Origin of the sequence: Pseudomonas rubra, assembly GCF_028656935.1 — a bacterium.
Taxonomy (GTDB): domain Bacteria; phylum Pseudomonadota; class Gammaproteobacteria; order Pseudomonadales; family Pseudomonadaceae; genus Aquipseudomonas; species Aquipseudomonas rubra.
The window spans coordinates 132,281-153,068 of record NZ_JAMDGZ010000043.1 but is presented as its reverse complement, the minus strand read 5'-3'; the positions used below and the strand labels follow the sequence as shown (position 1 = coordinate 153,068).

26 protein-coding genes and 2 tRNA genes are annotated in these 20,788 nt (G+C 61.2%); 8 read left to right on the top strand and 20 right to left on the bottom strand.

The genetic code is table 11. The features are described 5' to 3' along the window. Positions 1-26: 26 nt before the first annotated feature. The 5 genes from pheS to thrS all read right to left on the bottom strand — a co-directional run bounded on the left by pheS (position 27) and on the right by thrS (position 4,262). Positions 27-1,043, bottom strand: coding sequence for a phenylalanine--tRNA ligase subunit alpha (gene pheS / locus M5G17_RS19020; RefSeq protein ID WP_130265273.1), 1,017 nt, complete (start codon positions 1,041-1,043; stop codon positions 27-29). Between the two features lie 104 nt (positions 1,044-1,147). After that, the gene (gene rplT, locus M5G17_RS19015; protein WP_010222414.1) at positions 1,148-1,504 is read right to left on the bottom strand and encodes a 50S ribosomal protein L20; all 357 of its coding nucleotides are present in this window, start codon (positions 1,502-1,504) and stop codon (positions 1,148-1,150) included. A 29-nt stretch (positions 1,505-1,533) separates the two neighbouring features. Beyond that, positions 1,534-1,728 carry a 50S ribosomal protein L35 gene (rpmI, locus tag M5G17_RS19010; protein WP_002553160.1) on the bottom strand — a complete coding sequence of 65 codons (195 nt, stop codon included), beginning with the start codon at positions 1,726-1,728 and terminating at the stop codon, positions 1,534-1,536. 60 nt (positions 1,729-1,788) lie between these two features. Further along, positions 1,789-2,340 carry a translation initiation factor IF-3 gene (gene infC / locus M5G17_RS19005; RefSeq protein WP_177414079.1) on the bottom strand — a complete coding sequence of 184 codons (552 nt, stop codon included), beginning with the start codon at positions 2,338-2,340 and terminating at the stop codon, positions 1,789-1,791. Continuing rightward, on the bottom strand, positions 2,340-4,262 hold the full coding sequence (gene thrS / locus M5G17_RS19000) for a threonine--tRNA ligase (protein WP_273894456.1): 1,923 nt from the start codon (positions 4,260-4,262) through the stop codon (positions 2,340-2,342). The genes infC and thrS overlap by 1 nt, the downstream gene beginning before the upstream one ends. A gap of 321 nt (positions 4,263-4,583) precedes the next feature. On the opposite strand from thrS, the gene M5G17_RS18995 reads away from it, so the two are divergent. Both M5G17_RS18995 and M5G17_RS18990 read left to right on the top strand, forming a co-directional pair. Then, a complete protein-coding gene (locus tag M5G17_RS18995; RefSeq protein ID WP_273894455.1) occupies positions 4,584-4,880 on the top strand; it encodes a hypothetical protein in 297 nt (98 codons plus the stop codon). 160 nt (positions 4,881-5,040) lie between these two features. Beyond that, positions 5,041-5,253 (top strand): cold-shock protein, encoded by a 213-nt coding sequence (locus M5G17_RS18990; protein ID WP_003179963.1) that lies wholly within the window; start codon positions 5,041-5,043, stop codon positions 5,251-5,253. Between the two features lie 160 nt (positions 5,254-5,413). Here M5G17_RS18990 and M5G17_RS18985 read toward each other — a convergent pair whose 3' ends face one another. Together M5G17_RS18985 and M5G17_RS18980 are read right to left on the bottom strand one after the other, a co-directional pair. Beyond that, on the bottom strand, positions 5,414-5,734 hold the full coding sequence (locus M5G17_RS18985; protein ID WP_273894454.1) for an I78 family peptidase inhibitor: 321 nt from the start codon (positions 5,732-5,734) through the stop codon (positions 5,414-5,416). Positions 5,735-5,864: 130 nt separating this feature from the next. After that, entirely contained in the window at positions 5,865-6,167 is a 303-nt protein-coding gene (locus tag M5G17_RS18980; protein WP_273894453.1) for a hypothetical protein, read from the bottom strand. 191 nt (positions 6,168-6,358) lie between these two features. On the opposite strand from M5G17_RS18980, the gene M5G17_RS18975 reads away from it, so the two are divergent. Beyond that, positions 6,359-6,571, top strand: a complete 213-nt coding sequence (locus M5G17_RS18975; RefSeq protein WP_273894452.1) for a hypothetical protein — start codon at positions 6,359-6,361, stop codon at positions 6,569-6,571. Here the strand turns inward: M5G17_RS18975 and M5G17_RS18970 are convergent. Genes M5G17_RS18970 through M5G17_RS18940 form a run of 7 tightly spaced genes read right to left on the bottom strand, consistent with a single transcriptional unit; the run spans position 6,543 to position 13,464 of the window. Continuing rightward, entirely contained in the window at positions 6,543-7,556 is a 1,014-nt protein-coding gene (locus M5G17_RS18970) for a nucleoside hydrolase (RefSeq protein WP_420793393.1), read from the bottom strand. The genes M5G17_RS18975 and M5G17_RS18970 overlap by 29 nt on opposite strands. A gap of 31 nt (positions 7,557-7,587) precedes the next feature. Then, on the bottom strand, positions 7,588-7,992 hold the full coding sequence (gene rbsD / locus M5G17_RS18965; protein ID WP_273894450.1) for a D-ribose pyranase: 405 nt from the start codon (positions 7,990-7,992) through the stop codon (positions 7,588-7,590). Further along, positions 7,989-8,897 (bottom strand): ribokinase, encoded by a 909-nt coding sequence (rbsK, locus tag M5G17_RS18960; protein ID WP_273894449.1) that lies wholly within the window; start codon positions 8,895-8,897, stop codon positions 7,989-7,991. Before rbsK ends, rbsD begins: the two co-directional genes overlap by 4 nt. Positions 8,898-8,910: 13 nt before the next feature. Then, positions 8,911-9,933 carry a LacI family DNA-binding transcriptional regulator gene (locus M5G17_RS18955; protein WP_273894448.1) on the bottom strand — a complete coding sequence of 341 codons (1,023 nt, stop codon included), beginning with the start codon at positions 9,931-9,933 and terminating at the stop codon, positions 8,911-8,913. Between the two features lie 4 nt (positions 9,934-9,937). Continuing rightward, positions 9,938-10,930 carry an ABC transporter permease gene (locus M5G17_RS18950; protein ID WP_273894447.1) on the bottom strand — a complete coding sequence of 331 codons (993 nt, stop codon included), beginning with the start codon at positions 10,928-10,930 and terminating at the stop codon, positions 9,938-9,940. Continuing rightward, positions 10,927-12,477, bottom strand: coding sequence for a sugar ABC transporter ATP-binding protein (locus M5G17_RS18945; protein ID WP_273894446.1), 1,551 nt, complete (start codon positions 12,475-12,477; stop codon positions 10,927-10,929). Before M5G17_RS18945 ends, M5G17_RS18950 begins: the two co-directional genes overlap by 4 nt. A 27-nt stretch (positions 12,478-12,504) precedes the next feature. Beyond that, positions 12,505-13,464: a sugar ABC transporter substrate-binding protein gene (locus tag M5G17_RS18940; RefSeq protein WP_273894445.1), complete on the bottom strand. Its 960-nt coding sequence runs from the start codon at positions 13,462-13,464 to the stop codon at positions 12,505-12,507. A gap of 335 nt (positions 13,465-13,799) precedes the next feature. On the opposite strand from M5G17_RS18940, the gene M5G17_RS18935 reads away from it, so the two are divergent. From M5G17_RS18935 to M5G17_RS18925, 3 genes are all read left to right on the top strand, one after another. Beyond that, the gene (locus M5G17_RS18935; protein ID WP_273894444.1) at positions 13,800-14,888 is read left to right on the top strand and encodes an asparaginase; all 1,089 of its coding nucleotides are present in this window, start codon (positions 13,800-13,802) and stop codon (positions 14,886-14,888) included. A gap of 165 nt (positions 14,889-15,053) precedes the next feature. Further along, positions 15,054-15,323: a DUF1654 domain-containing protein gene (locus M5G17_RS18930; RefSeq protein WP_130265288.1), complete on the top strand. Its 270-nt coding sequence runs from the start codon at positions 15,054-15,056 to the stop codon at positions 15,321-15,323. 6 nt (positions 15,324-15,329) lie between these two features. After that, positions 15,330-16,022 (top strand): endonuclease I family protein, encoded by a 693-nt coding sequence (locus M5G17_RS18925; RefSeq protein ID WP_273894443.1) that lies wholly within the window; start codon positions 15,330-15,332, stop codon positions 16,020-16,022. A gap of 3 nt (positions 16,023-16,025) precedes the next feature. Here M5G17_RS18925 and M5G17_RS18920 read toward each other — a convergent pair whose 3' ends face one another. The 5 genes from M5G17_RS18920 to M5G17_RS18900 form a co-directional block, all read right to left on the bottom strand. Continuing rightward, positions 16,026-16,451 (bottom strand): GTP pyrophosphokinase, encoded by a 426-nt coding sequence (locus tag M5G17_RS18920; protein WP_273894442.1) that lies wholly within the window; start codon positions 16,449-16,451, stop codon positions 16,026-16,028. Positions 16,452-16,464: 13 nt separating this feature from the next. Then, a complete protein-coding gene (locus M5G17_RS18915; protein ID WP_273894441.1) occupies positions 16,465-16,980 on the bottom strand; it encodes a GNAT family N-acetyltransferase in 516 nt (171 codons plus the stop codon). Between the two features lie 54 nt (positions 16,981-17,034). Then, positions 17,035-17,607, bottom strand: coding sequence for an SPOR domain-containing protein (locus M5G17_RS18910; protein WP_273894440.1), 573 nt, complete (start codon positions 17,605-17,607; stop codon positions 17,035-17,037). A 281-nt stretch (positions 17,608-17,888) separates the two neighbouring features. Beyond that, positions 17,889-17,965, bottom strand: a tRNA-Val gene (locus M5G17_RS18905). A 159-nt stretch (positions 17,966-18,124) separates the two neighbouring features. Then, positions 18,125-18,201, bottom strand: a tRNA-Val gene (locus M5G17_RS18900). Between the two features lie 186 nt (positions 18,202-18,387). On the opposite strand from M5G17_RS18900, the gene M5G17_RS18895 reads away from it, so the two are divergent. Continuing rightward, positions 18,388-19,671, top strand: coding sequence for an NAD(P)/FAD-dependent oxidoreductase (locus M5G17_RS18895; RefSeq protein WP_273894439.1), 1,284 nt, complete (start codon positions 18,388-18,390; stop codon positions 19,669-19,671). A gap of 22 nt (positions 19,672-19,693) precedes the next feature. On the opposite strand, the gene M5G17_RS18890 is transcribed toward M5G17_RS18895, so the two are convergent. Further along, positions 19,694-20,371 carry a peptidase C39 family protein gene (locus M5G17_RS18890; RefSeq protein WP_273894438.1) on the bottom strand — a complete coding sequence of 226 codons (678 nt, stop codon included), beginning with the start codon at positions 20,369-20,371 and terminating at the stop codon, positions 19,694-19,696. Positions 20,372-20,587: 216 nt separating this feature from the next. Between M5G17_RS18890 and M5G17_RS18885 the strand changes: the two genes are divergently transcribed. Next, complete coding sequence (locus M5G17_RS18885) at positions 20,588-20,749, top strand: hypothetical protein (protein WP_273894437.1); 162 nt, start codon at positions 20,588-20,590, stop codon at positions 20,747-20,749. Positions 20,750-20,788 lie beyond the last annotated feature (39 nt).

Here is a 20,788-nt window from a genome sequence, read left to right as displayed (position 1 = left end):
TGAAAGATTCGTTACGGGTGCGCGACCTAGCGAAATTGCGCAAGGAACCGCAAGTCGTTGTCGAAGAACAGGCGCAAATCGTTGACGCCGTAACGCAGCATGGCCAGGCGCTCGGCGCCCATGCCGAAGGCAAAGCCCTGGAACTCTTCGGGGTCGATGCCCGACATGCGCAGCACGTTGGGGTGAACCATGCCGCAGCCCATGACTTCCAGCCAGCCAGTCTGCTTGCACACGCGGCAGCCTTTGCCGCTGCACATCACGCACTGGATGTCGACTTCAGCCGAAGGTTCGGTGAAGGGGAAGAACGACGGACGGAAACGTACCGCCAGCTCTTTTTCGAAGAACACCCGCAGGAACTCTTCGATGGTGCCTTTAAGGTCGGCGAAATTGATGTCGCGATCGATCAACAGGCCTTCGACCTGGTGGAACATCGGCGAGTGGGTGATATCCGAGTCGCAACGGTAGACGCGGCCCGGGCAAACAATGCGGATCGGCGGCTGAGTGGACTCCATGGTCCGCACCTGCACCGGCGAGGTGTGGGTACGCAGCAGCATGTTGGCATTGAAGTAGAAGGTGTCGTGCATTGCCCGGGCCGGGTGGTGGCCGGGAATGTTGAGCGCTTCGAAGTTGTGGTAGTCGTCTTCGACCTCAGGGCCTTCGGCGATGCCGTAGCCGATGTGGGTGAAGAACTGCTCGATGCGTTCCAGGGTACGGGTGATCGGATGCAGACCACCGGAGGTCTGGCCACGGCCCGGCAGGGTTACATCAATGCACTCGGCGGCCAGACGGGCGCTGAGCTCGGCCTCTTCAAACGCCGCCTTGCGCGCGTTGAGGACCTCGGTGACGCGTTCCTTGGCGTCGTTGATCAGCGCGCCAACTTTTGGCCGCTCTTCGGCAGGCAAGTTGCCCAGGGTCTTCATCACCTGGGTCAGTTCGCCTTTCTTGCCAAGGAAGTGCACCCGGATCTGTTCCAGGGCATTGATGTCTTCAGCGCGTTCCACGGCCTCCAGGGCTTGGGAGACCAGCGCGTCCAGGTTTTCCATGTACAGACTCCAGATACGAAATAGGGGAAGAGCGCAGGCTCTTCCCCTATTAAGACGTTTAACACCAGGCGCCGGAAATGACGCCAGGTGATTGTCGGGGGTACTTAAGCCAGCGAGGCTTTAGCTTTCTCGACAATCGCAGCAAACGCCGCTTTTTCGTTCACTGCCAGATCAGCCAGAACTTTGCGGTCGATTTCGATCGACGCTTTTTTCAGGCCAGCGATCAGGCGGCTGTAGGACAGACCGTTGATACGCGCACCGGCGTTGATACGAGCGATCCACAGAGCGCGGAACTGACGTTTTTTCTGACGACGGTCGCGGTAGGCGTATTGGCCTGCCTTGATGACCGCTTGCTTGGCAACACGGAATACGCGCGAGCGTGCGCCGTAGTAGCCTTTAGCCAGTTTCAGAATTTTCTTGTGACGCTTACGAGCGATGACGCCACGCTTTACACGAGCCATGAGTAACTTCCTCTATCTTTAACCAAAAATTAACGAAGGCGCAGCATGCGCTCGACTTTTGCCACGTCCGACGGGTGCAGCAAGCTGCTACCACGAAGTTGACGCTTACGCTTGGTCGACATTTTGGTCAGGATGTGGCTTTTGAAAGCGTGTTTGTGCTTGATGCCGTTAGCCGTTTTCAAGAAACGCTTGGCTGCACCGCTTTTGGTTTTCATCTTTGGCATGTTCGGATACTCCGCATTCAGTTGATAAACATAACCGCAAGGCCTGCCGTGCCCTGGTGGTTATTTCTTTTTCTTGGGGGCGATGACCATGATCAGTTGGCGTCCTTCCATCTTAGGATGCTGTTCGACGGTACCGTATTCGGCGAGGTCAACTTCAACCCGCTTCAGCAGTTCCATACCCAGCTCCTGGTGGGCCATCTCACGACCGCGAAATCTCAAGGAAATCTTGGCCCTGTCCCCATCACTTAGGAAACGTACCAGGTTGCGTAGTTTTACCTGGTAATCCCCATCCTCCGTCCCTGGACGAAACTTGATTTCTTTAATCTGGACCTGCTTCTGGTTCTTCTTGGCTTCGTTAGCTTGCTTCTTCTTTTCGAAGAGGTGCTTGCCGTAGTCCATGACCTTGCAGACAGGCGGTACTGCGTCGGCAGAAATTTCTACCAGGTCCAGCTTCGCTTCTTCAGCGATACGAAGCGCTTCATCAATCGAGACGATGCCAATCTGCTCGCCGTCAGCGCCAATTAACCGAACCTCGCGTGCCGAGATATTCTCGTTGATCGGGGCCTTCGGTGCAGTTCGTTTATCGTTTCTCATTTCACGCTTAATAGTAATTACTCCGATTCTTGGCGACCACGCCGGGAAACCGACTGCGCAAGGAACTCCGCGAACTGGGCGACCGGCATGGAGCCAAGGTCTGCGCCTTCTCGGGTACGTACGGCGACGGTTTGCGTTTCGACTTCGCGATCACCTATAACCAAAAGGTAAGGGACCTTGAGCAAAGTATGCTCGCGGATTTTAAAGCCGATTTTCTCATTTCTCAAGTCGGACTTGGCACGGAACCCGCTTTCGTTGAGAATTTTTTCAACATTTTGGGCGAATTCGGCCTGCTTGTCGGTGATATTCATGATCACCGCCTGGGTTGGCGCGAGCCAAGCCGGGAATGCGCCTTCATAGTGCTCGATGAGAATTCCGACGAAACGCTCGAACGAACCGAGGATTGCACGGTGCAACATCACCGGATGCTTGCGGCCGTTGTCTTCGGAAACGAACTCTGCGCCCAGGCGGATCGGCAGGTTGAAGTCGAGCTGCAGGGTACCACACTGCCAGACACGGCCCAGGCAATCCTTGAGCGAGAACTCGATCTTCGGCCCATAGAAGGCGCCTTCGCCCGGCTGCAGGTCGTACGGCAGGCCAGCGCTGTCGAGGGCGGCGGCCAGTGCAGCTTCGGCGCGATCCCACAGCTCATCGGAACCGACGCGCTTTTCAGGGCGGGTCGAGAGCTTCATTTCGATGTCTTTGAAACCGAAGTCGCGGTAGACATCCATGGTCAGCTTGATGAAGGCTGCGGATTCGGACTGCATCTGCTCTTCGGTGCAGAAAATGTGCGCGTCGTCCTGGGTGAAGCCACGCACGCGCATGATGCCGTGCAGCGCACCCGACGGCTCGTTACGGTGGCAGGCACCGAACTCGGCCAGACGCAGCGGCAGCTCGCGGTAGCTCTTCAGGCCCTGGTTGAACACCTGCACGTGGCACGGGCAGTTCATCGGCTTGATGGCGTAGTCGCGGTTTTCCGACTGGGTGGTGAACATGTTGTCGGCGTAGTTGGCCCAGTGGCCAGACTTCTCCCACAGCGAACGGTCAACCACTTGCGGCGTCTTGATCTCAAGATAGCCGTTGTCGCGCTGCACCTTGCGCATGTACTGCTCGAGTACCTGGTACAGGGTCCAGCCGTTGGGGTGCCAGAACACCATGCCCGGCGCTTCTTCCTGGAGGTGGAACAGGCCCAGGCGCTTACCGATTTTACGGTGGTCGCGTTTTTCTGCTTCTTCGATGCGCTGAATATAAGCAGCCAGCTGCTTCTTGTCGGCCCAGGCGGTGCCGTAGACGCGCTGCAGCTGCTCATTTTTAGCGTCGCCGCGCCAGTAGGCGCCGGACAGCTTGGTCAGCTTGAAGGATTTGAGGAAACGGGTGTTCGGCACGTGCGGGCCGCGGCACATGTCGACGTATTCTTCGTGGTAGTACAGGCCCATGGCCTGTTCGTCGGGCATGTCCTCGACCAGGCGCAGCTTGTAGTCTTCGCCACGGGCCTTGAAAACTTCGATCACTTCGGCGCGCGGAGTGACCTTCTTGATGACGTCGTAGTCGGTGTCGATCAGCTGCTGCATGCGCTGTTCGATGGCCGCCATGTCTTCGGGCGTGAAAGGACGCTCGTAGGCGATGTCGTAGTAAAAGCCTTCGTCGATGACCGGACCGATGACCATTTTCGCGGTGGGGTACAGCTGCTTGACCGCGTGGCCGACCAGGTGGGCGCACGAGTGACGGATGATCTCCAGCCCCTCTTCGTCCTTGGGCGTGATGATTTGCAGGCTGGCATCGTGTTCGATCAGGTCGCAAGCGTCGACCAGCTTGCCGTCGACCTTGCCGGCGACGGTGGCTTTGGCAAGGCCTGCACCAATGGATGCGGCGACTTCGGCAACTGAAACTGCCTTGTCGAATGAACGTTGACTGCCATCGGGAAGAGTAATAGTGGGCATGGCGCCTCCTCTCCTAGTGGTGACCCCTACCAAAGGTCACGTGGGTTGGGATGAGCCAGTACGCGATCCGCCCCTGCCTTTGCATGCGCAAAGCCTGCCTCACAGTGGCAGAAGCCCGAAGGCCTGCCAGGGAACGAACCAGAGTGACTGGAGTAAAACAAACGAAGGTCACGGGGCGGCAGAAAAGCTGCCGAACATCCCGAGCCAGACATGCTAGCACAAAGCGTTGCGGCGACTGAGGGGAACTTGCGTGGAATTTTTCTGCTCAGAGTTTTTGAAGCGGCCTACTCTTGTAAGACTCGACCCAAGGAGTGTTTGGATATGCGACTTCAGTCTCTTCTGGCCCTGGCGGCTGCCTCTGCCCTGCTGCTGCCATTGGGCGCCCATGCCGGCAAGCTGCCCGCCAACTACCAGATGACCTGCGTAGCGCAGGCGCAGAAACAAGGCCTGGCAAAGGATAAAGCCGAACAGCACTGCCAATGCGCAGGCGAGGTGCTGCAGAAAAACCTCAGCGACAAAGAGATGAAAGACCTGGACACCCTGGAAGATGGCGTGGATGCTGCGGTAATGGAGCGTGCGCAAAAAAATATTGCAGCGGTCTGCGGCCCGAAAAAATAGGGCCTTTGGCCCGTTATCCATCGCTAATTTGCTCCAGATCAGCATTCTGCGAAGGTAAAAGGGGCTACAAGCCCATAATTATACTATGATGGTCAGCGTGCACCCTGTTGGCCTCGGCAACACCGCACTACTGAAAATCATGTTTCTTGGAGATACACCCATGTCTAATCGCCAAACCGGCACCGTAAAATGGTTCAACGATGAGAAAGGCTTCGGCTTCATCACTCCACAAGGTGGCGGCGACGACCTGTTCGTTCACTTCAAGGCTATCGAATCCGACGGTTTCAAAAGCCTGAAGGAAGGCCAGACTGTCTCCTTCGTTGCCGAAAAAGGCCAGAAGGGCATGCAGGCTGCACAAGTTCGTCCAGAGTAAGCTCTGACCGAATAAAAAAACCCGTCCTTGTGGCGGGTTTTTTTGTGCCCGGATTTTGGGCCTGCTTCGCAACCCATCGCCGGCAACGCCGGCTCCCACAATGGAGCGATGCACACAGGACCTGTGGGAGCTGGCCTTGCCAGCGATGGGGCCGCAGAACCTAGCCGCAGTTGACGCGGGTGATCACGCCCTTTTCATCGGCGTTGAGGTTCAGGCGCTCGGAGCGGTATTCCAGGGTCATGACGTCGTGCGGCTGGAGTACACGGGCCAGTTGCGAGCCGCTGGCCTTGCGCGCTTGTTCAAGCAGCTCGGGGCTGGCCGGTTTGCCGATGGCAAACTCGGCGCCGCTGGCCTGGCAGCGGCCATCGGTATTGGCAGCAACTGCCTCGGGGGCCTTCGACGAAGAGCCGCCAGTGCTGCTGCACCCTGCCAATACGGCGACAGCCAACAGGCTTGCCAATGATGCACGCGTGCGGAACATGAATCCTCCTTAAATACTTGAATGCTGCCTATGTGACAGCACCGCTGGTTTTTCGTTGCAAAACCGCAGCATTGTGCCCGAGCCAGAGCCTTCAAGGCCCAAGGCAATCGTGACCGGATTTTGCACAGCCCTAATACAAGTCGATGTAATCGTTGCTCGGGTTCGGCCAGTTGTTGCTCAGGGCGTTGAACACCTGCGATACCCAGCGCTGGTCATCCGCCACCTGCGGGCCGACGCACCCCGAGCCCGCAGCCCAGGTTTCCAGACGAAAGGACAGACCTTCGAGCTCACGCCCGCCAGTGACCTGGGACAACCAGGCAATGCCTGCGCGACTGACGCGCAATTGGTTGTGCACCGCGCCATTGCCAGCCACGAGCAAGGCCCGGACGTGCTCAAGGGTAAAGTCCTGCGGATTGTTCAGATCGATCTGCACTGCGCTGTCCCGGCAAACTAAAACACTGTTAGTTTGCCACGCCGCCGCGCTTATGCCTAAGTCGCAGTGCGATGCCGGCCCTCGGCATGATTTACTGCAAGCAGTGGCGGAGCGCAGACCAGCCTCCCCTTCAAACGCCAGGGCCCGGCATTTGAACCCACAGCGCGCGTAGGTCTCACCCGAGAACACCCATGACAAGCCACACCATCGATGCCGACATCAAGGTCAAATGGGCCGAGGGCCAGAGCGCCTACAGCCCGGCCACTGCCGAAGAGCTGCTGCTGATTGCCCTGGATCTGCTGGTCAAAGACCTGGGCCCGGAGGAGGCACGCAACTACGTCGACCAGGTCTTTGAACGCTACGCCCAGCCGCAGGCTATGGAAGACGCTTCAGACGCGTACTGAGCAGATCAAAAAAGCCCTGGGCATCACCCTCTGTAATCCAGGTGACATTGGCCGGTGCCTTCAGGCTGCCATACCAGTCGGGAATGGTCTGGCCAAAGGTCGGGCCCTCGCGGCTGTCGACCACCATCGACACCTGACGCCCCTTGAACAGCTCGGGCTTGAGCAGGTAGGCAATCACTGTGGTGTCGTGCACCGGGCCACCCGGGATGCCGTAGTGCACCATGTCGGCCTTGACGTAGGCATTGAGAATATCCGCCACGCGCTTGCTCGCGGCATTGTTGAGGTCGGCGATCTGCTTGAGCCGCGCTTCGCTGGTCAGCACTTTGTGGGTGACGTCCAGTGGCAGGTAGGTCAGTTTGACGCCGCTTTTGAGCACCACTTCGGCGGCCTGGGGGTCGGCGAACAGGTTGAACTCGGCCACCGGCGTGATATTGCCGCCATTGAAATGGGCGCCACCCATGACCACCACTTCCTTGATGCCGCTGACGATCTCTGGCTTCAGCATCAGCGCCAGGGCGAGGTTGGTCTGCGGGCCGAGCATGGCGATGGTGATGCTGTGTGGCTTGGCAGTGCTCAGGGTGTCGATCAGGTACTGGACGGCATCACCCTTGGCCAGGCCCTTTTTCGGCTCGCTGACGGTAATGCCTGGCAAGCCCTCCTCGCCGTGAATATTGTCGGCGTAGATTGGCGTGCGCATTAGCGGCCGGGACGCGCCGGCATACACCGGAATGTCTTCGCGCCCAGCCCATTCGCGCGCCAGGCGGGCATTGCGTGAGGTCTTGTCGAGGCGCACGTTGCCGGCCACGGTGGTGATGGCACGGATCTTCAGCTCGTCCGGCGAGCCCATGGCCATGAACAGCGCCACCACGTCGTCAGCGCCAGGGTCGGTATCGATGATCAGGTCAATGGGCGCAGCCTGGGCGCCGGCCGACAACACGGACATCAGCAGTACTCCTTGGAGCAAACGTTTGGCATGACACAACATACGACACATCCTTATGAACAGGTATTAAACACTAGAAGGTTACCCCGGCGACCAGGGCGATATTGCTGTACGGCTGGCACTCACCGGTGCGCACGATGGCCCGGGCACTGCGGCTCAGCTGCTTGAACTGGTCATGGCTGAGCAGGCTGCGGCTGCCCAGCTCGCCCCGAGCGCTCAGTTGCTCGATCGCGGCCAGGCCAGGCGGCTGATGCTGGAAAATTTCATCCGCCAGCACGTGGCTTTCGACCTGCATTTCACTGAGCACCACCCGCAGGGTACTGGCGAAGTCCGGGATACCCGGGGTCAGCGCCAGGTCGATCAGCTCCACTCCCGGCGGCACCGGCAAGCCGGCATCACCGATCAGCAGGATGTCGCCATGGCCAAGGGAGGCGATCAGCCGCGACAAGGCAATGTTGAGCAATGGCGTCTTTTTCATGGCTGCAACTCGGCCAGGCGCGGGATCGATGGCTGCGCACCGGCGCGGGTAACCGACAGGGCCGCCGCACGTTGACCGAAGGCGATGGCTGCGCCCTCCTCTTCGCCACGCGCCAGGGCCGCAGCGAAACCGCCGACAAAGGTATCACCCGCGGCCGTGGTGTCCACCGCTTTCACCAGCGGCGCCGGGAAATGCCTGAAACCCTGGCCATTGGCAAACAAGGCGCCCTGGGCACCGAGGGTGACGATCACCTTGCCGACGCCCAGGCCCAGCAGATGAGTGGCGGCAGCCTTGGCGCTGGCCAGGTCATTGACCGGCAACCCGGTCAAGGCTTCGGCTTCGCTTTCATTGGGGATCAGGTAATCGATATTGGCCAAGCACTGCGCCGGCAGCGGGCCACTGGCCGGCGCCGGGTTGAGAATCACGGTCTTGCCCAGCGCCCTGCCCCGCTCAAGGGTGTAGGCGACGGTGGCCATGGGCACTTCCAGTTGGCAGATGATCACCTGCGCCGCTTGCAGCAAGGCATCGAAGCGCTGCACTGATTCAGGCAGCAACTGGCCATTGCCACCGGCAATGATAACGATGGCGTTCTGGCTGGCCGCATCCACCACAATCAGCGCCACGCCGGTGGGCACCCCGGCGGCAATGCTGACGGCCTGGTTGTCGATTTGCTCGTCAGTCAGGGCCTGGCGCAATTGCTGGCCGTAGGCATCATCACCGACGCAGCCGACCATCGCCACCTGCGCCCCCAGGCGCGCCGCGGCCACCGCCTGGTTGGCGCCCTTGCCGCCCGGCACGGTGGCAAAGGATTCACCCACCAGGGTTTCACCACCACGGGGCAGGCGCTCGGCGCGGGTGACCAGGTCCATGTTCAGGCTACCTACCACTACTACATTGGCTTGCATGTGCGGGCTCGTCTCAGCGGTAATCATTGAAAAGGTCGGGGCGCGGTGCGGTCGACTCGCGCAAGACAATGCTCGGCGCCACGATGCGTTGCTCCGGCGCTCCACGCAGCGGTTCGGCGATGCGCCGCAGCAACAGCTCGGCCGCACTCTCGCCCAGCTCGCGGATCGACTGGCCGACGGTGGTCAGGGCCGGGAACACGTACTGGCTGATCTGGATATCGTCGAAGCCGATCACCGACAGCTCGCTGGGCACGCAGATGTTGCGCTCGGCGGCGGCGCGCAACACGCCGATGCCGATCATGTCGTTGCCGGCAAAAATCGCCGTCGGCCGCTCGCCTTCCAGCAGCAGGGCCGCCGCCGCGTATCCGCCCAGGCTGGTGAAGTCACTGTGCAGCAGCCAGGCGTCACGGGCCGTGACACCGGCCTCGGCCAGCGCCCGATGAAACCCGGCCAGGCGCAACTGGGCGACGCTGGTGTGGGCCGGGCCACCGATGCAGGCAATGTCGCGATGGCCCAGTTCGAGCAGATGGCGGGTCGCAAGATAAGCGCCCTGCTCGTGGTCGATACTCACCAGGTCCGCCTCCACACCCTCCAGCGCCCGGTCGACGATGACCATGGGGGTGCGCACGTTGGCCAGGCTACCCTGCAGGTCGTGGTCTTCACCGACCGAGGCGACGATCAGGCCGTCGATGCGCTTTTCCAGCAGCACGCGCAGGTAGCTGCGCTGCTTTTGCGGGTTGTCGTCGGAGTTGCAGAGGATCACGCAGTAGCCATTACGCTCGCAGCCGTCCTCGATACCCCGGGCCAGCTCGGCGAAGTACGGGTTGACGCTGTTGGGCACCAGCAGGCCGATGGTCGCGGTGCTGCGCGCTTTTAGCGAACGAGCCACGGCGCTGGGCACGTAGTCGAGCTCGGCGATCGCCGCCTCGACCTTGAGGCGCACCGGCTCGCTGACCGGTCGGGTCTTGTTCAGTACATGGGACACGGTGGTGTAGGAAATCCCCGCCAGTGCCGCGACATCTTTGATGGTTGCCATTGTTTCAGGTCCGCCTGCGCGCGCGCCGGCTGCGGTAAGTGTCGAGGACCACGGCGATGACGATCACCGCCCCGGTGATGATGCGTTTGGTCGGCTCCGAAGCACCGATCTGCGCCAGCCCTGCAGCCAGCACCGAGATGATCAGCACGCCGAAAAAGGTGCTGATCACCGAGCCGCGGCCACCCATCAGGCTGGTGCCGCCGATCACCACGGCGGCGATCACCTGCAGTTCAAGGCCGGAGCCGGCATTGGGGTCGGCGGCTTCCAGGCGGGAAATCTGGAACAGCGCGGCAAGCCCGGCGAGCAGGCCCATCAGCGCGAATACCAGGATCTTGTACGGGCGCGGGTCGATGCCAGCCAGGCGTACCGCTTCTTCGTTGGTGCCGATGCCGATCAGGTAGCGGCCGAACACCGTACGGGTCAGCACCAGCTGGGCGAGAATGATCACCAGCAAGGCAATGATGAACGACGGCGAGACGCCGAACGCCAAGGGGTTGGACAGCCAGGCAAAGGCGTCGCCGATATAGGCGGTGCGCGAACCGGTCAACTGGTAGGCCATGCCCCGGGCCATCTCCAGCACGCCGAGGGAGACGATGAACGAGGGAATGCGCCAGGCCACGGTGATCGAGCCGGTGATGCTACCGGCCAGCGCCGCCACGCCCATGCCGAGCATGGCGGCGGGCATCACGCTCCAGCCCCAGCCGAGCATCGCCACACTGACGGCGGAACCGGCCAGGGCCAGCACCGAGCCCACCGACAGGTCGATGCCGCCGATGATCAGCACGAAGGTCATGCCCACCGCCAACACCATCAGGTCGGGGATCTGGTTGGCCAGGGTGCTGAAGGTGGCGTAAGACAGAAAGTGGCTGCTCAACAACGAGAACAGCACGATCATCGCCAGCAAAGCGCCGGCCAGGCCCAGGTAGCTACCCAGGCCAAAGTAGTTGCCGCTGCGCTTGGCGCTGGGGGCGGCGGTGTGCAGTTGCGTGGTTTTCATGGGGTAGTCCTGGGTGCCGCTTCATGCAGCAACGCATCACGTTTCTGATAGCCGGCAAAGGCTGCGGCCAATAATTGATCCTGGGTCCAGCTGTCGCGCTTGAAGGTCTCGATCAGCCGGCCGGCACTGAGCACGCCGATGCGGTCACAAATCAGCATCAGCTCGCGCAGGTCGCTGGACACCACCACCAGGGCCTTGCCCTGGCGCGCCAGTTCGGCCATCAAGCCGTAGATATCGAACTTGGCGCCGACGTCGATGCCACGGGTAGGCTCATCGAACAGCAGCACCGTACAATCGCGCTCCAGCCAGCGACCGATCACCACTTTTTGCTGGTTGCCGCCCGACAGCTCGCCGACCACCTGCTCGGGGCTGGAGCTGCGGATGCGCATGGCGGCGATCTGCCGTTCAGCCAGTGCGCGCTCGGCAGCGCTGCTGACCACGCCGGCGCGGGAAATCGCCGGCAGGTTGCCCAGGGCGATATTGGCGCTGATCGACTGGCTCAGCAGCAGGCCTTCGCCCTTGCGGTCCTCGGTGATCAGGGCAATGCCCTGGCGCACCGCGTCCACGGGCGAATCGACCCGCACCGGGAGCAAGGGATCGCCCAGTTCCATGCTGCCGCTGTCGGCGCTATCGGCGCCGTAGATCAGCCGCAACAGCTCTGTGCGCCCGGCACCGATCAGCCCGGAGATACCGAAAACCTCGCCACTGCGCACCTCGAACGACACCTGCTTGACCTTGTCGCCACGGCTGAGCTTGTGCACCTTGAGAATCGGCGCGCCAATGTTGCGCACGCCCAGGTCGATATGCTCGCCCAGCTCGCGGCCAACCATCAGATTGACCAGTTGCTCGCTGTTGTAACGCTGCATCGGCTCGACACATACCAGCTTGCCATCGCGCAGCACGGCGATACGTTGAGCGATGCGCTTGAGCTCTTCAAGGCGATGGGAGATGTAGACGATGGCCACGCCGCGCTGCTGCAGGCGTTCGATCTGGGTGAACAGCAACTCGACCTCGCGGGCAGTGAGCATCGCCGTGGGCTCATCGAAGATCAGCACATGGCAGTCGCCGATCAGGTTGCGGGCGATCTCGACCATCTGCTGATGGCCGATGCCCAGCTCGCCCACCGGGGTATCCGGGTCAATCGCCTCAAGGCCGACCTGGGCCATGGCCGCCTGGGCCAGTTGGCGCAGGCGCTTGCGGTTGATCCAGCCGGCGCGCCCGGGCAAGTTGTCGAGAAACAGGTTCTCGGCCACGGTCAGGGTCGGCAGCAGGTTGAGTTCCTGCATGACCATGCGCACGCCCAGGCGCTCGGCGGCGGCGCGGCTGCCAGGCTGATAGGCACGGCCCTGGTAGAGCATGTGCCCGGTGGTGGCGGCTTCGAGGCCGCCGATGATCTTCGACAGGGTGCTCTTGCCCGCGCCGTTTTCGCCGGTCAGGGCCAGCACCTCGCCCCGGTGCAGGCTCAAATCGACATCGCCCAGCACCGGCTGGGCGTAGGTCTTGCCGATGGCGCTGACTGAAAGTACGACATCCGCAGTCGCTGACATTGCCTGTTCTCCTGGCGCGCTATGCGACTACTTTTGGGTGACCAGCTCAACCGGCGTCTGGATGACGTTGTCGACGTCGACTTCAGGCTTTTCGCCCTTGAGCATCTTCAGCGCCGCCTCGATACCGAACACCGCCTGCTTGGCGGCGTACTGGTCGGCGGTGGCAAGCACGCGGCCGTCCTTGAGCATCGGCTTGATGGCGTTGATGTTGTCGTAACCGACCACCTGCACCTGACCGGCCTTGCCGGCGGCACGCACTGCCGACACCGCGCCCAGGGCCATGCTGTCGTTGCCGGCCAGCAGCGCCTTGAGCTGCGGGTTGGCGTTGAGCATCGCGGCGGCGACGGCATTGCCCTTGGCAATCTCCCAGTCGCCCGACTGCACGGAAACGACCTCGATCTGCGCCGCCTGCATCGCATCCTTGAAGCCTGCGGTGCGCTGCTGGGCGTTGGTGGTGGTCGAGACGCCTTCGATAATGCCGACCTGGTCACCGGCCTTGAGCTTCTCTTTGGCCAGGTACTCACCGACCAGGCGCGCGCCCTTGCGGTTGTCGGGGCCCACGAAGGGCACGCTGAGGTTCTTGCTCTTGAGCACTTCAGGGTCGAGGCGGTTGTCGATGTTGATCACGGTGATGCCGGCGTCCATGGCCTTCTTCACCACCGGCACCAGGGCCTTGGAGTCGGCCGGGGCGATGACCAGGGCGTTGACTCCGGAGACGATCATTTGCTCGACAATGCGGATCTGGTTGCCGGCATCGGTCTCGTCCTTGATGCCGTTGGACACCAGTTCGAAATCATCAGCGTGGTTTTTCTGATAGGCCTTGGCGCCGTCTTCCATGGTCAGGAAAAATTCGTTGGCCAGCGACTTCATCACCAGCGCCACTTTGGGCTTGGTTTCATCGGCAAGGGCTTGGGACAAGGGTGCGGCGAGGGTCAGCGAGGACAGTACGGCGACAGCCAGCAGGCGTCCAGCAAAGGGCAGCTTCATGGGTTTACTCCGGATCTTATGATTTTTATCGGGTCGCAAACGTTTGCGTTAACTCACTATGCGAATGCCACCCGGTTTTGTCAATTCGACCCGAGCAGTTTTGCTGGTACGACGTATGTAGGAATTATCCTCAAAAACATCGGAAAACCGAACACTTATACACTGAATATTCGGAATTCCGAACCAGATGATTCCCTGACAGCGTTTTAGCAGCCCGCTCAGACCCAACAAAATCAAGCGATTGAAGATGAAAACCGACGAACGGCTGTTCTGGTACGGAATCTGCTGCTGATAGCGCGTTACACAGCGAACTCCAGACAGAAGAGAGATCAACGATGAAAGCTGCACTTAATTCCTTCGTTCCGGGCGCTTTGGCCCTGCTGCTGTTAATGCCCGCAGGCGTCAACGCCAAGGAAGTCGAGAACCAACAGAAACTGGCCAACGTGGTGATCCTCGCCACCGGCGGCACCATTGCCGGCGCCGGCGCCAGCACCGCCAACAGCGCGACCTACCAGGCCGCCAAGGTCGGTATCGACAAACTGATCGCCGGTGTTCCGGAACTGGCCACCCTGGCCAATGTGCGCGGCGAGCAAGTGCTGCAGATCGCCTCCGAGAGCATCAGCAACGAAAACCTGCTGCAACTGGGCAAACGCGTCGCAGAACTTGCCGACAGCAAGGACGTCGACGGCATCGTCATCACCCACGGTACCGACACCCTGGAAGAGACTGCCTACTTCCTCAACCTGGTAGAAAAGACCGACAAACCAATCGTGGTGGTCGGCTCCATGCGCCCAGGCACCGCCATGTCGGCTGACGGCATGCTCAACCTGTACAACGCCGTGGCCGTGGCCAGCAACAAGGAATCGCGTGGCAAAGGCGTGCTGGTCACCATGAACGACGAGATCCAGTCGGGCCGTGACGTCAGCAAGTCGGTGAACATCAAGACCGAAGCCTTCAAGAGCCAATGGGGCCCGCTGGGTATGGTCGTGGAAGGCAAATCCTACTGGTTCCGCCTGCCGGCCAAGCGTCACACTGCCGACTCGGAATTCGACATCAAGAAAATCAGCAGCCTGCCTGCCGTTGATATCGCCTACGGTTACGGCAACGTCACCGACACCGCCTACAAGGCCCTGGCACAGAACGGCGCCAAGGCAATCATCCACGCCGGCACCGGCAACGGCTCGGTCTCTTCGCGTGTAGCACCGACCCTGCAGGAACTGCGCAAGCAAGGCGTGCAGATCATTCGTTCGTCCCACGTCAATGCCGGCGGCTTCGTGCTGCGTAACGCCGAGCAGCCTGACGACAAGAACGACTTCGTCGTCGCCCACGACCTGAACCCGCAAAAAGCCCGGATTCTGGCCATGGTCGCCCTGACCAAGACCCAGGACAGCAAAGAGCTGCAGCGGATCTTCTGGGAATACTGATCGAGTAACCCCCAAGTACTTGCCCGCCCTGTAGGACGGGCAAGCCTGCCTTCCTGAACCTTGCAAAAAAAACTTTAAACAAGCCGCAGCAAACCGCGCGGTTTGCGGTCACATGCGCTCTTTCACCGACGAGCTGTTGCGAAATTGCGTACAGTAAAATACTGTATGCGCATACAGCTAAAAAAGGAACGCTTCGTGGCCACCCCTTCCGCCCCTGCCAGCAGTTACCAACAACTGGGCATCCGCATCCAGAAAATCATCAATTCCCCCACCGCGCAAAAAGCCCGGGCCGCGCTGATCTTCCGCTTGGAGCATGAAACACCCGAAGACTGGGCCACCCTGCTCGACGAAATCGCCGAGAACGACAACGTCACCCTCGCCTACCGCGATGACGGCGGCGTGCAGATTTTCTGGGTAGTGCCGAAGGAAGATTGAAAGCGCATGAGATTTCCGGTTTTTGCAGTAGCTTGCCTGTTGTTCAGTGTCACCACCGCCCACGCCGACGCACCGCGCACCTTCAGCGAAGCCAAGAAGCTCGCCTGGCGCCTGTATGCGCCGCAGTCCACCGAGTTTTACTGCGGCTGCAAGTACAGCGGCAACAAGGTCGATTTGAATGCCTGTGGTTATGTGCCGCGCAAGAATGCCAACCGCGCCGCGCGCATCGAGTGGGAGCATATTGTTCCGGCCTGGCAGATCGGCCACCAGCGCCAGTGCTGGCAAAGTGGCGGGCGCAAGAATTGCTCGCGCAATGACAAGGCCTACCAGCGCGCCGAGGCCGACCTGCACAACCTGGTGCCGAGCATCGGCGAGGTCAATGGCGATCGCAGCAACTTCAGTTTCGGCTGGTTGCCCGAGCAGCGCGGGCAATATGGCTCGTGCCTGACCCAGGTGGACTTCAAGGCCAAGAAGGTCATGCCGCGGCCGTCCATCCGCGGGATGATCGCGCGCACCTACTTCTATATGAGCAAGCAGTACAACCTCAAGCTGTCCAAACAGGACCGCCAGTTGTACGAAGCCTGGAACAAGACCTACCCGCCGCAGCCCTGGGAGCGCCAGCGTAACCAGCGGGTCGCCTGCGTGATGGGCCATGGCAATGAGTTCGTCGGCCCGGTGAGCCTCAGCGCTTGCGGCTGAGGCTCAGGCCAGCGCCTGCAGGTAGGCGCTGGCCTGCTGGTAACGGGCCAGGCGCGCAAGGTCTGCCGGGCCCGGGATGGCAATGCGCGACAAGTCGCTGTTGTCGGCAAGGTCGGCCAACTTGACCACCCTCGCCAGCGGGTCATGGCCCAGGCGCACGACAAAGTCCTGGTAACTTTCGTCATCGCGCCGGCTAAGCGCTTGCACTGCCGCCAGAATTTTCAGGGCGAAGCCTTCGCGGGCAAGGTCAGAGAGGGTCAGCGGCGAGTCTTCGAGCACATCATGCAGCACCGCGACGATGCGTTGCTCTGGCGTCGAAACCCGGAGCATCACCCGCAACGGGTGCAGTATGTACGCCGCGCCGCCCTTGTCATGCTGCCCCTCATGCGCCCTCGCCGCCACCGCAATGGCCCGCTCCAGCGTCGACATATGGCCCTCCCGCTCAGCGTTGGCGCCGTCGCAGACGCGCCATGCTGTAGACATCGATCAACTCACCGTCACGCATAGCATAGTCAATCAATTGACCTTCAACCGTGAAACCAAAGCGCTTGTACAAGGCCAGCGCCGGTTGATTGTCGGTGTACACCGTCAGTTCGACCCGCTGCAGGCCCATCCAGTTATCGGCCACTTCCAGCACCGCCTCAAGCAGGCGGCTGCCCACGCCCTGCCCCTGCCAGGCAGACGCCACGGCCATGCCGATACCACCACAGTGGGCGCGACGGATGCGAGCGAATTGCTCCAACGTGCAACTGCCAATGACTTCACCCTGGTGCAGCGCCACCAGAAACAGCATCCGCTCATTATCCAGGTTCAACCGCTTGCGCCACAGCTCAGGCGCCTGATACGGCATCTGCAGCACCTGACGCGCCACCCGTGGATCGTTGTACAACGCGGTCAGGCCATCGACATGCTGCTCGGTACAGCGTTGCAGGGTAATGGCGGCGGATGAATCACTCATGACGGCTCTCCTTGCGTATGAGCCGCCAGTGTACGAGGAGCCCGAAGGCGCTGACTAGCGCGGGGCGTCGTGCTGGATGACGATCGAATCGGTGCCCAGACGGGCCATGACGTCAGCTTGTTGCGCCTCGGCTTGCACCCTGTCGGGATAAGGGCCGAGCAGCACCACCGGCTTGCCGTTGCGGTAGACCACCGAGGACGGGATCTGCTTTTCGATCAGGCGCGCGGTCATGTCGCTCAGGGCGCCCATGTTCGCGCCCTGGACGATCTCCACATCCCAGCCTTGAGGTGCAGGCTTGTCAGCCGCAGCGTCGGCAGCGCGCTGCAGCTCGGCGCCGCCGCAAAGTTCGCGGATTTCCATGAGGGTGCTGCTGTCGGCAACAAGAATTTCGAAGCCGCCCGTGGGCTGCTTGACGGCCGCATAGCTACGGTAAGGTTGGAATTTTCCGGCATCATCTTTGCCACGCACCTGACCACAGATGATGCCATCCGGGTCGAGTCGTACATTGGCGAACTTGGCTGTCTTGGGGTTCTGCAGGTGTTCGGCCACCTGCTGGTGCACACCTTCGACTTCGTTTTCGCAACCGGCCAGAGCCAGCACCGCCATTACCACCGCCACTTTGCGCACGCGTGTTATCTCCTGAATGCAAGCGGCGGATTTTAGCATTTGCAGGCAGGGCAATGGTTACAATCAACAGCCTTTCACCGACCCTGTGGGAGCTGGCCTTGCCAGCGATCGAGCGCGCAGCGGTCGCCATTCAGGCAACAGCTGATGGGCTGACTGTACCGGCCTCATCGCCGGCAACGCCGGCTCCCACAGGGATACTGACCAGCCATGGGGCCAGAATGCAAAAAGGGCGACCCTTGCGGATCGCCCTTTTTGGTACCACACAGCAGTGTGGATTTGTTTGGTAGGCACAATTGGATTCGAACCAACGACCCCCACCATGTCAAGGTGGTGCTCTAACCAACTGAGCTATGTGCCTGCTGTGGGGCGCATAATACGCAGGTATGTGACCTTCGTAAAGCGAAATTTCATAAAAAAATCAGCAGCTTTGCTTTGCCGGCAAAAAATGCCCGCAAACAAAAAAGGCGACCCTTGCGGATCGCCTTTTTGTGTACCGCCAGCAGGGGCGGATTTGATTTGGTAGGCACAATTGGATTCGAACCAACGACCCCCACCATGTCAAGGTGGTGCTCTAACCAACTGAGCTATGTGCCTGCTGTGGGGCGCATTCTACGCAATCGCCGAACGGTGTCAACTCTTTTTTTAACGCTAAGCCACTGAATAACAAAAGTATTTGTGAAAACCCGGGGTAAAGGATTTTCAACACACGACTAGCGGGTGTTTATTATTATTGATAGCATCGGTACAGTCGTAAAAAATATAAAACAGAGGTTTCGCAGCATGGCCAATACCCCCTACCCTCAGTCCTACTACGCCGCATCGGCCAATCCGGTTCCGCCGCGCCCGGCGCTGCAGGAAGAGGTACAGACCGATGTCTGCGTAATCGGCGCCGGCTACACCGGCTTGTCCAGCGCCCTGTTCCTGCTTGAAAGCGGCTTCAAGGTCACCGTGCTCGAAGCCGCCAAGGTCGGCTTCGGCGCGTCGGGCCGTAACGGCGGGCAGATCGTCAACAGCTATAGCCGCGACATCGACGTCATCGAACGCACCGTCGGCCCCAAGCAGGCGCAACTGCTGGGCCACATGGCCTTCGAGGGTGGGCGCATCATCCGTGAGCGCGTGGCCAAGTACAACATTCAGTGCGACCTCAAGGACGGTGGCGTGTTCGCCGCCCTGACGCCCAAGCAGATGGGCCACCTGGAATCGCAAAAGCGCCTGTGGGAACGCTTCGGCCACACCCAGCTGGAGCTGATGGACCAGAAGCGCATCCGTGAAGTGGTCAACTGCGACCAGTACATCGGCGGCATGCTCGACATGAGCGGCGGCCATATCCACCCACTGAACCTGGCCCTGGGCGAAGCCGCCGCGGTCGAGTCGCTGGGCGGCAAGATCTACGAGCAATCGCCGGCCATCCGCATCGAACGCGGCGCCAACCCGGTGGTGCACACCCCGCAAGGTAAAGTGCGCGCCAAGTTCATCATCGTTGCCGGTAACGCCTACCTGGGCGGCCTGGTGCCGGAGCTGGCAGCCAAGTCGATGCCGTGCGGCACTCAGGTGATCACCACCGAGCCGCTGAGCGACGACCTGGCGCGCAGCCTGCTGCCGCAAGACTACTGCGTCGAGGACTGCAACTACCTGCTCGACTACTACCGCCTGACCGGCGACAAGCGCCTGATCTTCGGCGGTGGCGTGGTCTACGGTGCCCGTGACCCGGCCAACATCGAAGCGATCATCCGCCCGAAAATGCTCAAGGCCTTCCCGCAGCTCAAGGATGTGAAGATCGACTACGCCTGGACCGGCAACTTCCTGCTGACCCTGTCGCGCCTGCCGCAAGTGGGCCGCCTGGGTGACAACATCTATTACTCCCAGGGTTGCAGTGGCCACGGCGTCACCTACACCCACCTGGCGGGCAAGGTGCTGGCCGAGGCCCTGCGTGGCCAAGCCGAGCGTTTCGATGCCTTCGCCGAGCTGCCGCACTACCCGTTCCCGGGTGGCCAGATGCTGCGTGTACCGTTCAGCGCCCTGGGCGCCTGGTACTACAGTCTGCGCGACCGCCTGGGCTTCTGATCGCCCTGCCCGGCCGGTGCCGTCACTGCCCCAGGGCGCTGACGGCCTGCCGGGCCGCTTGTTCCTGGCCCGCCTGGGCCAGGTCATTGGCCGCTTTGAGCCAGCGCTGGCGGTCAACCTGAGCCGGCAACTGGCCCGGCTGCTGCAGCAAAATCGCCCAACTCCCCTGCTTTTGCCAGGCCGACTCGAAGTCATCGAAGTCCATCGCCAGGCGCCGGTTCATCCCCGCCCGCAACAACACCCGCTGCTTGTAACGGTCGTAGCCGACCAGCAAGGCATAGCGCGGCTCGCCCCAGAACGCCGAACCCTGCTCAAAGCGCAGCAATACCGGATTGCCCGCCGCGACCTGGGCCAGCAAGGCGTCCAGCCGTGGCTCGAGCGGATAGACCACCATGCCGTATTCACGGCCAACCCGCTGGATCGAGCCTTCAAGCGTGTCCAGGTTCGCCGGCAGGCCCAGAGGCTTGTCGAGCAGGCCCGGGGTGATGCGCACGCCCTGTTGCGACAGCAAGGCCGCCAGGGCCATCGAAGCACTCTGGTTGGCTTCACCACGGTAGAACGGAACCGAGCCGATCTCGACCCGTTGCGGCAGGCTCTTGAGCTGGGATGCTGGCGGGCTGGCGCAACCGGCCAAGGCCAGGCTTAGCGCACAGGCCACCAGCAGGCGCCGGGGGATGAAGCCGATGGGGGAAGTCAGCATGAACACTCGCTCGATGACGGCCGGCAGCCACTGCCCGGCCCTGAGCGCTGATCATAGGCTGGCGCGCGCCCGGGGTATAGCCTGCTGCAGGCTTAGAACAAAGCGGCCCAAGCCGCTAGACCATCGGTCAATAGCCTGTAATGGGCAAACAGCTAGACTGAAGACGTGTCCGCGTGGCGAACCTGGCTGGCGTGGACGTGACGTAAGGAGGCAAGCATGAGCCTGACAATGGCAATCCTGATGCTGGTCGGCGCCTGGTTGAGCGTCGCGGCTGCCATGCTCTGGGGGGTGTTGCGCATCGCCCGGCACCATCATCCGCATCATCGTATTGCGCCTGAAGGCAAACCAGCTCCTACCGGGAACTTCAGAAAGGCATAAAGCACTGTGGGAGCTGGCCTTGCCAGCGATGCAGACACC

Coding starts and splice junctions, on each gene's coding strand:
- M5G17_RS18920 (WP_273894442.1), bottom strand. CDS start 16,451: ATGTCGACGCTGGAGCGGGCCATTGCGGTGGCGGCGAGGGCGCATGAG.
- M5G17_RS18945 (WP_273894446.1), bottom strand. CDS start 12,477: ATGTCAGCGACTGCGGATGTCGTACTTTCAGTCAGCGCCATCGGCAAG.
- M5G17_RS18940 (WP_273894445.1), bottom strand. CDS start 13,464: ATGAAGCTGCCCTTTGCTGGACGCCTGCTGGCTGTCGCCGTACTGTCC.
- M5G17_RS18955 (WP_273894448.1), bottom strand. CDS start 9,933: ATGGCAACCATCAAAGATGTCGCGGCACTGGCGGGGATTTCCTACACC.
- rplT (WP_010222414.1), bottom strand. CDS start 1,504: ATGGCTCGTGTAAAGCGTGGCGTCATCGCTCGTAAGCGTCACAAGAAA.
- M5G17_RS18930 (WP_130265288.1), top strand. CDS start 15,054: ATGCGCATACAGCTAAAAAAGGAACGCTTCGTGGCCACCCCTTCCGCC.
- pheS (WP_130265273.1), bottom strand. CDS start 1,043: ATGGAAAACCTGGACGCGCTGGTCTCCCAAGCCCTGGAGGCCGTGGAA.
- M5G17_RS18975 (WP_273894452.1), top strand. CDS start 6,359: ATGACAAGCCACACCATCGATGCCGACATCAAGGTCAAATGGGCCGAG.
- M5G17_RS18915 (WP_273894441.1), bottom strand. CDS start 16,980: ATGAGTGATTCATCCGCCGCCATTACCCTGCAACGCTGTACCGAGCAG.
- M5G17_RS18970 (WP_420793393.1), bottom strand. CDS start 7,556: ATGTTGTGTCATGCCAAACGTTTGCTCCAAGGAGTACTGCTGATGTCC.
- M5G17_RS18950 (WP_273894447.1), bottom strand. CDS start 10,930: ATGAAAACCACGCAACTGCACACCGCCGCCCCCAGCGCCAAGCGCAGC.
- M5G17_RS18985 (WP_273894454.1), bottom strand. CDS start 5,734: ATGTTCCGCACGCGTGCATCATTGGCAAGCCTGTTGGCTGTCGCCGTA.
- M5G17_RS18995 (WP_273894455.1), top strand. CDS start 4,584: ATGCGACTTCAGTCTCTTCTGGCCCTGGCGGCTGCCTCTGCCCTGCTG.
- M5G17_RS18935 (WP_273894444.1), top strand. CDS start 13,800: ATGAAAGCTGCACTTAATTCCTTCGTTCCGGGCGCTTTGGCCCTGCTG.
- M5G17_RS18885 (WP_273894437.1), top strand. CDS start 20,588: ATGAGCCTGACAATGGCAATCCTGATGCTGGTCGGCGCCTGGTTGAGC.
- M5G17_RS18895 (WP_273894439.1), top strand. CDS start 18,388: ATGGCCAATACCCCCTACCCTCAGTCCTACTACGCCGCATCGGCCAAT.
- M5G17_RS18925 (WP_273894443.1), top strand. CDS start 15,330: ATGAGATTTCCGGTTTTTGCAGTAGCTTGCCTGTTGTTCAGTGTCACC.
- thrS (WP_273894456.1), bottom strand. CDS start 4,262: ATGCCCACTATTACTCTTCCCGATGGCAGTCAACGTTCATTCGACAAG.
- M5G17_RS18990 (WP_003179963.1), top strand. CDS start 5,041: ATGTCTAATCGCCAAACCGGCACCGTAAAATGGTTCAACGATGAGAAA.
- rbsD (WP_273894450.1), bottom strand. CDS start 7,992: ATGAAAAAGACGCCATTGCTCAACATTGCCTTGTCGCGGCTGATCGCC.
- rbsK (WP_273894449.1), bottom strand. CDS start 8,897: ATGCAAGCCAATGTAGTAGTGGTAGGTAGCCTGAACATGGACCTGGTC.
- M5G17_RS18890 (WP_273894438.1), bottom strand. CDS start 20,371: ATGCTGACTTCCCCCATCGGCTTCATCCCCCGGCGCCTGCTGGTGGCC.
- rpmI (WP_002553160.1), bottom strand. CDS start 1,728: ATGCCAAAGATGAAAACCAAAAGCGGTGCAGCCAAGCGTTTCTTGAAA.